General features: G+C 39.0%; 8 protein-coding genes. 7 read left to right on the top strand and 1 reads right to left on the bottom strand.

Features of this window, described 5'->3' with window-relative positions:
• Positions 1-50 precede the first annotated feature (50 nt).
• The 4 genes from HF569_RS10410 to HF569_RS10395 are packed head-to-tail and all read left to right on the top strand — an operon-like array spanning position 51 to position 4,484.
• Complete coding sequence (locus HF569_RS10410; RefSeq protein WP_168902373.1) at positions 51-866, top strand: acyltransferase family protein; 816 nt, start codon at positions 51-53, stop codon at positions 864-866.
• Positions 866-1,984, top strand: a complete 1,119-nt coding sequence (glf, locus tag HF569_RS10405) for a UDP-galactopyranose mutase (RefSeq protein ID WP_168902372.1) — start codon at positions 866-868, stop codon at positions 1,982-1,984. The genes HF569_RS10410 and glf overlap by 1 nt, the downstream gene beginning before the upstream one ends.
• 7 nt (positions 1,985-1,991) lie before the next feature.
• Entirely contained in the window at positions 1,992-3,407 is a 1,416-nt protein-coding gene (locus HF569_RS10400) for an oligosaccharide flippase family protein (protein ID WP_168902371.1), read from the top strand.
• A gap of 39 nt (positions 3,408-3,446) precedes the next feature.
• Positions 3,447-4,484 (top strand): LCP family protein, encoded by a 1,038-nt coding sequence (locus tag HF569_RS10395; RefSeq protein WP_168902370.1) that lies wholly within the window; start codon positions 3,447-3,449, stop codon positions 4,482-4,484.
• Between the two features lie 334 nt (positions 4,485-4,818).
• Here HF569_RS10395 and HF569_RS10390 read toward each other — a convergent pair whose 3' ends face one another.
• Complete coding sequence (locus HF569_RS10390) at positions 4,819-6,285, bottom strand: glycoside hydrolase family protein (protein WP_168902369.1); 1,467 nt, start codon at positions 6,283-6,285, stop codon at positions 4,819-4,821.
• Between the two features lie 1,039 nt (positions 6,286-7,324).
• Between HF569_RS10390 and HF569_RS10385 the strand changes: the two genes are divergently transcribed.
• Genes HF569_RS10385 through HF569_RS10375 form a run of 3 tightly spaced genes read left to right on the top strand, consistent with a single transcriptional unit; the run spans position 7,325 to position 9,654 of the window.
• Positions 7,325-8,122 (top strand): YveK family protein, encoded by a 798-nt coding sequence (locus HF569_RS10385; RefSeq protein WP_168902368.1) that lies wholly within the window; start codon positions 7,325-7,327, stop codon positions 8,120-8,122.
• 9 nt (positions 8,123-8,131) lie between these two features.
• On the top strand, positions 8,132-8,875 hold the full coding sequence (locus tag HF569_RS10380) for a CpsD/CapB family tyrosine-protein kinase (protein WP_211089712.1): 744 nt from the start codon (positions 8,132-8,134) through the stop codon (positions 8,873-8,875).
• Positions 8,875-9,654: a tyrosine-protein phosphatase gene (locus HF569_RS10375; protein ID WP_168902366.1), complete on the top strand. Its 780-nt coding sequence runs from the start codon at positions 8,875-8,877 to the stop codon at positions 9,652-9,654. Before HF569_RS10380 ends, HF569_RS10375 begins: the two co-directional genes overlap by 1 nt.
• The last annotated feature ends 25 nt before the right edge of the window (positions 9,655-9,679 follow it).

Below are 9,679 nucleotides of genomic sequence, written 5' to 3'. Positions count from 1 at the left end.
GGTCCCACTGAGCATCTTCCAGTTCGTATCGTTTAGGTGTTGTCATCGGAATGCCTCGATTCGTTTTTCCTCAGATTATACCTGAATTTTTAGTTTTCAGACAGTCCCTAGTAGAAACTATTTTTTTTGCTAGTTCTGGGTATCTAAACTGGTTTGTAACGGCATACATAATAATGTATATACTTTCCCCATTCCTTAATATTCTGATTTTGAGGTTATCAAGAAAACAATTTCAGATGTTACTTGTAATATTTCTTATGTTATCTCTATCATTAACGGTTTTTCATAATCCTTCAGTGGGTACGACTGGTGATGATAGTGTTTGGCTTATTATCGTTTATTTTTTTGGTGCATATGTTCGTTTGTTTAAAGAAGATTTAGAAAATATTTCCAGTACAGTATATCTTCGAATCTTTTTTGGGTGTATGATGTTCCTAATTTTCTCAACTTTTGGTTTGTTTTATATTCAAAGCAAATTTGGATTAGATGCGGGTAATAACTTGTATAAAAGGCTTTTGAGTGGCTTTAGTCCTGTTCAACTTATAGCAGCATTTTGTTTATTCTTGGTATTTATTAGAGCGAAGCCATTTGTAAATAGACGGATAAATAAGATCGCATCTACGATGTTTGCAGTGTATTTGATACATGACAATGGGCTTGTTAGTGAATGGCTGTGGAATAGAGTAATATTAGGCTCTAGATTCCAGAATAGTTGGTTTGTTTTAATGTATGCAGTAGTGGCAGCTGTGATAATCTTTGTCATTTGTAGCTTAATTGACATAATTCGTCAATTCCTATTAAGTGGTGTTGAGAAAAGAGTAGTTGAAAAAATCGCAAGCTTTAAAGTATTTAAGGAGGTAGACTAATGTCAAATTACTTAGTGGTCGGTTCTGGCCTATTTGGTTCCGTTTTTGCACATGAAGCAGCATTGCGTGGACATCATGTTAAGGTATTAGAAAAGCGAGATCATGTTGGTGGAAATATCTATACTAAGGAAATTGAGGGAATTCAAGTACATATGTATGGTGCCCATATTTTCCACACGAAGATGAAAAACATCTGGGAATATATACAGCAATTTGCTGATTTTAACCACTATGTTAATAGTCCGATTGCAAATTATCATGGTGAGATTTACAATTTGCCATTTAATATGAATACATTTAATAGGCTCTGGGGTGTTATTACTCCAGAGGAGGCCAAAGCTAAGATTGAAGAGCAAAAACAAGCAACTTCGTTGTCTGGAAAACCGACTAATCTTGAAGAACAAGCAATTTCTTTAGTTGGTCCGGATGTTTATCAAAAATTGGTGAAAGGTTATACTGAAAAGCAATGGGGACAGTCAGCGACAGAGTTACCTGCATTTATTATTCGGCGTTTACCGGTTCGTTTCACATATGACAATAATTACTTCAATGATCCATTTCAAGGAATTCCCATAGGCGGATATACTCAGATTATTGATAAGCTATTGGATAACGAACTTATTGAAGTTAAGCTTAATGAAGATTATCTAGGTCATCGAGAGGTGGAGAATGATCCAGATACAAAGATTATTTATACTGGAATGATCGATCAGTTCTTTGATTACGAATTAGGAGCATTGGAGTACCGAAGTCTTAAGTTTGAGACGGAGATTAAGGATGTTGATAACTACCAAGGAAATGCGGTGGTCAATTACACAGACGCTGAGCATCCATTTACGCGGGTTATTGAACATAAGCATTTCGAATTTGGAAAGGGAAATAGCGGGAAGACAGTAATCACCCATGAATATCCACAGGCTTGGCATCGTGGAGATGATCCGTATTATCCGGTAAACAATCAGCGAAATAAGAAGTTGTATAAGGAGTACACAGAGCTGGCTAGTGAAGAAGCACCCAATGTAGTCTTCGGTGGTCGCTTAGGACAATATCGTTATTATAATATGGATCAGACAATCATGGCAGCATTGCAGGTTGTTCATCGGGAATTTGGAGATTAACTAATTCATGAGGGTTGTTAAGAATTATCTTTACAATGCATTTTATCAAATCTTCATACTTCTAGTTCCTTTAGTTACGACGCCATATCTATCTCGTGTCTTGGGACCAACAGGGGTAGGTATAAATGCGTATACGAACTCGGTCATTCAATATTTCATTTTGTTTGGAAGTATTGGAGTTAATTTGTATGGAAATCGGCAAATTGCGTATGTCCGTGAGAGTCGTCAAGAGTTAACGAAAAGTTTTTATGAGATCTTTTTCATGAGGTTTTTAACTATTTTGTTATCCTCATTGGCTTTTCTCATATTTTTCCTATTGACAAGCCGATACCATGTGTATTATCTAGCGCAATTTGTTTCGCTGGTTGCGGCTGCTTTTGATATTTCCTGGTTCTTTATGGGGGTTGAAAATTTTGCGGTGACAGTGTTACGAAATTTAACTGTGAAAATTGTGACACTTATAAGTATTTTTGTATTTATAAAGAGTGAATCAGATTTAGGGCTATATATTTTGATCTTGTCGCTATCACTATTATTTGGAAATTTGACATTGTTTCCTAGTTTGAGAAGGTATATTGGACGACTCTCCTTGCATCAATTGAATATTAAACGTCATTTAGTACCTTCGTTGGCCCTTTTTATTCCACAAATAGCGACTCAAGTTTACTTGGTAGTGAATAAGACAATGTTGGGATCTATGATGTCAGTTCAAGCAGCGGGGTATTTTGATCAATCTGATAAGATTATCAAAATGGTTTTAGCTATTGTGACTGCTACTGGGACTGTTATGCTCCCTCATGTAGCTAATGCATTTGCCAATGGGGAACGGGATAAGACTCGTGACTATTTATACGGTAGTTTTTCCTTTGTTTCTGCAGTGGCTTTTCCTATGTTTTTTGGATTAATAGCAGTAGCCTCAAAATTTGTTCCACTCTTCTTTACGAATCGCTTCAGAGCAGTAATCCCGCTTATGACAATAGAAGCAAGTGTTATTTTGCTGATTGCCTGGAGTAATGCGATTGGAAGACAATATTTGTTGCCTACCCAGCAAACTAAGGCTTATACAATGTCTGTTACATTTGGTGCTATTACTAATATCATAATAAACATTCCTTTGATTATGTCGTGGGGAGCAGTAGGTGCTATGGTGGCAACTGTCTTTTCAGAAGTAATGGTTACTGGTTATCAGTTGTGGGTTATTCGTAAGCAAATTTCGGTAAATAAACTTTTTGTTGATACTGGTAAGTATCTACTGGCGGGATTGTTAATGTTTGTGGTTGTAAAAATCATGGATTGGCAATTGGCTACCTCTTGGATGGTGTTGGTGTTAGAAGTAATCGTTGGTATGATTGTATATGGTTTCATGCTAGTCATTTTACGTGCTGAAATAATCCAGAAAGCTATACATTTAGTAAAACGTTAATAAAACAATTTGCGAGATTAAGTAGATGGGGGTATATAGATGCAACATGCTAAGAGGAAACATACGCTTAGAAATATTATTTTAATTGTGCTACTAGCTTTAATTGTTGGTGGAGTAGCTTATGGAATGGAACGCTACCGTAGTGTTAAATCAACAGTTAATAGTTCCTTTAAAGCGTCAGGAGTAACTAAACAAAGAGATGTAAGCAAGCAAATTAAGGAAAAGAAACCAGTATCCATTCTTTTGTTGGGAACAGATACGGGGGCTTTGAGCCGTACGTATAAGGGACGAACCGATAGTATGATGGTTGTGACTTTGAATCCTATTAAAAATAAGACAACAGTTACAAGTATTCCTCGTGATACAGCCGTGACGATTCCGGGTTTTGAGGGTAGAGCACCCTCGAAGATTAATGCAGCCTATGCTTGGGGAAGTTCTAAAACCACTATTAAGACCGTTCAAGAGATGTTGAACATCCCAATTGACTTTTATGCTTTGATTAATATGGGTGGAATGAAAAAAGTGATCAATGAAGTTGATGGAGTGGATGTTGTTCCAACGCTGTCATTTAAGTATGAAGGCTATACTTTTAAAAAGGGTGTTAAAACACATATGGATGGAGCAAAAGCCTTAGCTTATTCCCGTATGCGGTACGATGATCCAAATAATGATTATGGTCGACAAACTCGTCAACGGTCAGTATTAATGGCTTTGGTGAAGAAAAGTGGTTCTATTTCAACCTTGTTGAATCAATCATTTTTAAATTCATTGTCCAGTCAGGTACAAACTGATCTGAGCTTTGATAACTTGACTGGGTTAGCAAAGAATTATCGTTCAGCTGGTAAAACGGTGAAAGAAACTCATCTTCAAGGTCATGGAAAAGAATTGAATGATCAAGATATGGAAGTTATGCATAAACAAGAACTTCAACGGGTTACTAATTATATTCGGAGTGGTTTGGGGATTTCTCATGAGGCAACCGGATCAGCTGCAGTATTTACTAGCACGAGTGATTCATCTGAAAGTAGTACGTCAAAAGAAAGTGAGTCAACGTTGGTTACTGGTAATGGTTATTAATCGATGATATAATTAGGGAGTGTTCATGTTTGATTGGTAGCATGGACCATGAAGGCTAATTTCAGAACCATTAGTAAGATTCTCATCATAATTTGTTGAATACGTAAAAGTCTCACCTAAGTAACTTTAGATTACTTAGGTGAGACTTTTACGTTGGTTAAATTTGCTAATCTGAAGGTAAGACCTAATGACGACTCTTTGTCAACCGGGGTTGGTGGAGATCATATCGTGGATTGGCTACTAATCATTAGACGGTCAATTATTAGGTACATATGCATAGAAACGATGCGCTTGTCCGACGCTAGAGGTAGCATGAGATCTTAGACTTAGACAATCAAAGATTGAGAGCACCTTTTCGAATCCAGTATTTCTTCGCACTTGGATTCTGATTAAATCGGATTCGGTACCATTGACCGGTGGTTGATGTGGCACGCATGTCGAGAAATACATAGTTATTTTTATTTTTCTTCCAATTAAACTTTATGATCTTCCAGTTTTTGTGACCACGAATATGGTTATATAGTGCGTATCTTTGATGCCCCTTGGCTAGTTGTGCATGATGACTGATTAGATCGGTATAATATTTTTCACTTATGTTGTTGTTTTTTGAAATTTTAATAGTGTCTGACTTTAGAGAAAAATTCCCCTTAACGAATGGTGCTTTTTTCTGACTTACAATTTTATTACCAGTGATGTTGATGTGAGTTATTGGATTTTTAGAATTGATATTATTCAAGAAGATGTATTGAGTACTTGGATTGATATCGTTGAAAGTATTGTTTTTAATGTTTAAATTGGTCATTTTTAAGTTTGGTTCAATGTTATTTAGGTAAATGTAGTTTCCAGATTTTGATACTTTTTTGTTGATAAATTTGTTGTTAGTAATCCAAAGGTTAGAAACATCTATGAAACGAATATTACCTTCACCTTTGGCCGTCAAAGGCTTAGGATCGATGACTGTGTTATTTGTAAAGTGAATGTCGTGGATAATTCCGGATTTCCCATTATTGTAAATAGCATGTTCACCAATTGGGTTCGGTGCGTATGAACTAATACGGTTATAATCGTTGTAAATTGGTAAAAATTTGTTGTTGTTGACGGTTACATCATAAGTTGGTAAGTTGTCATATTGGTCTCCGGGATTGTGATATGATACGGCAATAGAATTTGAATAATCAATTTGAATAGCTTCTTTAAAGTCCTGAATCCCATTGAAGCCAGTGAATGTAGAATTTTTAATATTTATGTGTCGACTACCATCTAAATCGATATAATGCCCGATTGGAACCTCGGCATTGAAAAAATGGCATTTGTCAAATGTTATGTTTGTTGCATGGTGAACGCTCTGTGTAAATGAGCTTTGTCCAGAAGTCGTAGTGTCTCCCTGAAATGTGGCCCCTTCCCATTTGACATTCTTGATGCCACCATTATATCCTGCTTTAGGGCTTGGGTAGACAAAGCATAGCATATGACCAGAGGTAATTCGGAAAATAGCCCCCTTATCAAATTCAAATGTAATATTTGAGTGTAGTTTGATAGCACCGGAGTTGAACAGGTAGGTTCCTTTAGGAACGTGAATGATCAGATCATCGTCAGTATGTTGGTTTATAATATTTTGTAAAGCACTATTATTAGCAGTCTTATCATCGCCAGTCATACCTTGCTCTTGAACATTAACTATTGTATCGGCTTGAGCCACAATTTGGTTTGATCGTGATACTAACGGTGAACCATTAAGCCCCAAAATGGTTGTTCCCACAGCAACTGCAAAAAATAATTTGAAACTTCCCCAAAAGTTCAAAAAATCCCCTCCAATTTTTAAAACTTCAACAGTTACAGTATTACAAAGATGGGAAGATTAACTTCTCGTAATGATTATCGCATGAATAGTCAATTTTTGCTATTAAAGAGCTCTTCTTTTGTATATAAGTTAAGTTGATGAATTTAGAAGAAAAGCAGGGGAAAGCCCATGAAAGGCTATACTCGTGCTTCTTCATGGGCTTTTAATGCACATGTGTCGTGATCTTAACGACGCGCCCCCTTTAAATCCAAGCCTTATAGCTGACACAATACCCAGCCTTACAGTGAGTGTAATTTTTACTCGTAGTCTTAACTAAGAGGCCTAATTCACTTTCGAATTAGACCTCTTTTTATCGCACAGTAGGGTACTTTGAACATATAGGAATCAACTCGTTTCTTGCTTAGTGACGTGGCTTTGGTAGGATAATGCTGAAGTTCGCAGTATCTGAGTTCGTAATAAAGATGAAGGGATATAGCCGTGGAACAGTATTATGAATTATTGCGTACTAAGTTACTGCGGGATGTGTAACTTTTGTTAAGTGGATTAAAATATTAGGTTAAAAAGATGCCAAAAAGTCAGCATTTGGAGTACTTTTAGGGGCAATTAAACCAGAGGGAAGGGCCGTAAATACAAGACTTTCTAAATATAAGAGCTTCAGAGTCACCGAAAACTGTAAGTTCACAAGTCCAAACTATCTGCTGTAACGAGGAACAACGGTCATCATCTTAACCGATCGTCGCCACCGCAGACAACACGACAAGAAATCGATCAATTATCTAGTAATCCACTCTTTACCAGTGTTAGATAATAAGTGGCGATATCGTTCTTGCTGTATACCATTAACGCTCGTAGCGAATCAGTTCAGGAGAAAGGTACTTTAAAACCAGAGAGTTACCATTCGCCATATCTAACAAGTTAGCTAGATTCTACTGAAGAACTGCCGATACTGCATCAATTAATTGTGGCGATAGTATTTAGATTACCGCTATTTTGAAATATCTTGACGAGCTTGAAAATGAATTGTGAGGTTGAAGAGAATATGGGGTCAGAACAGACAATTAGCTTGATCCAGATTATGAGTATTTTGCGCAAACATTTGAAGATGATTGCCGTTTCAGCAGTCCTATTCTTGTTAGCCGCTGCTTGCGTGACCTTCTTCGTGATGACGCCAAAGTATGAAGCAACGACGGAGATTCTGGTCAATCGTAAGTTGTCACCGGAGAATCAGGGCGCACAGCTCCAACAGGTGCAAGCAGATGTCCAGATGATTAGCACGTATAAAGATATTATTACCAGCCCAACTGTATTATCAACCGTGAATCAGACAGTTAGGGATGAACCAGGATATCCGGGATCTATGGCGGCGATTAAAGGGGCGCTGAGCATCAGTAACAAGGCTAATTCACAGGTCTTTTCCTTAACTGCAACGGCAACAAATGCCAACACAGCAGCGGATATAGCTAATGAAACAGCCGAAGTCTTCAAAGCCAGAGTGGTTAAAATCATGAGCGGCAATAACGTTTCCATTGTCTCCCAAGCAGTTCCCAGTGATCAGGTCGTGAGTCCTAGAAAGACATTAAACTTATTACTTGGTTTGCTAGTCGGCGTGTTGTTTGGCGTCATGCTGGCGTTCATTCGAGAAGTCACGGATCGAACGGTGACCTCGGAAGACCTGTTAAGGGATGAATTGGGGCTGACCAGCTTAGGCGTCGTCAATGAGATTAGTCAGGCTGACGTTAAAAAGCAACTGGGGCAAGTCCATCGGTCAGAGTCTGAGGTATTAATTACGGATGGACGGGGCGCCGTTGAACCTCGTAATCATCGCAGAAGGGTATAGGTGACGACTATGGCATGGTTTAAGCGACGTAAGAAAAAATTAGACAACACGAGTCTAAAGTATGGCGTTGGTCTGGTTGCCTTTACCGATCCTACAGGACAGACCGCGGAACAATTTAAAACGATTCGGACCAACATTCAATTTTCTTCTGTAGGTAAGCAGCTGAAGTCAATCTTGTTTACTTCTTCTGAACCCTCGGAGGGGAAGTCCACGATTAGTAATAACATGGCCATTACGTGGGCTGATCAGGGAACAAAGGTGATTCTGGTCGATGCAGATTTACGCCGCCCCACGGTGCACAAATCTTTTAATGTTGGCAATCATAGGGGGTTGACGACGTATCTGGCACAGTCAATCGCGCTTTCTGAAGTGATTCAACCGACGATTGTGAATAACCTGGACGTCATTAGTAGCGGACCCATGCCGCCAAATCCCGCCGATCTGCTAGGGAGTGACCGGATCTTACAATTAATCAACGATCTGAGTGACCGGTATGACCTGATTATTTTTGATGCGCCGCCAGTCAATACCGTAACGGATGCCCAATTATTGGCAGCGAGAACCGATGGCACAATTTTGGTGGTACCGCAGGGGATTGCTGATAAGAATGGGGTTAGACGGGCCAAAGGATTGCTGGAAAACGTGCATGCCAACATTTTAGGGGCAATTTTGAACCGAGTAGCCGTTCGGAAATCAAAGGGATATTACGGTGACGACTATTATGGTGGTCATTATGGAGTTGATGAGAAGTAATGGGATTAATTGATCTACATTGTCATATCCTACCGGGAGTCGACGATGGCTCCAAAGACCTGGGGATGTCTTTGACCATGGTTCGGGTAGCCGTCAAACAGGGGATCTCGCACATCTTAGTCACGCCGCATCATATGGATGGTCGGTATTTGAATCATAAGCAAGACGTCATTGCTAGAACAACGACCCTCCAGTCAGCAATAGATGATGCGGAAATTCCATTGACGGTGTTTCCTGGACAGGAAGTGCATTTAACCGGTGATTTATTAAAAGCAGTGGCTGCGGATGACATTCTGTTTATGGATGAAGGCAACCGTTACTTATTACTGGAGTTGCCGCACAGTGGGATTCCAGAATATACGGAAAACGTCATCTTTGAGCTAAAATTGCGAAACATTACCCCGGTCATTGCGCACCCCGAAAGAAATCACGACATTCAAAGAAATCCAGCACGCCTGTACGATTTGGTTAAAATGGGCTGCTTAACACAACTGACTAGTAGCAGTTACCTCGGAGTTTTCGGCGGTGACGTCGAGCGGTTAACGGAAAAAATTATTCGTTCTAATCTCGGCTTTGTTCTCGCCTCCGATGCGCACAATTTTGCAGGACGCCGCTTTTTGATGGCAGCTGCCTTTGACAAGTTAGCGCGGCAGTTTGGTGAGAACATGGCCCGGCAATTCAATGAAAATGCCAAAGCGATGATTAATGGGGAAAATGTCGCAATGCCAGAATTAAGGGAGATTTCGGCTGCAAAGAGGAGAAAGTTCTGGTTATTTTAACCAGCTAATACGATTAGAAGGGATT

Origin of the sequence: Levilactobacillus tujiorum (assembly GCF_012641185.1) — a bacterium.
Classification (GTDB): domain Bacteria; phylum Bacillota; class Bacilli; order Lactobacillales; family Lactobacillaceae; genus Levilactobacillus; species Levilactobacillus tujiorum.
The sequence above is the reverse complement of the archived record's forward strand: the minus strand, read 5'-3'. Positions and strand labels throughout refer to the sequence as shown.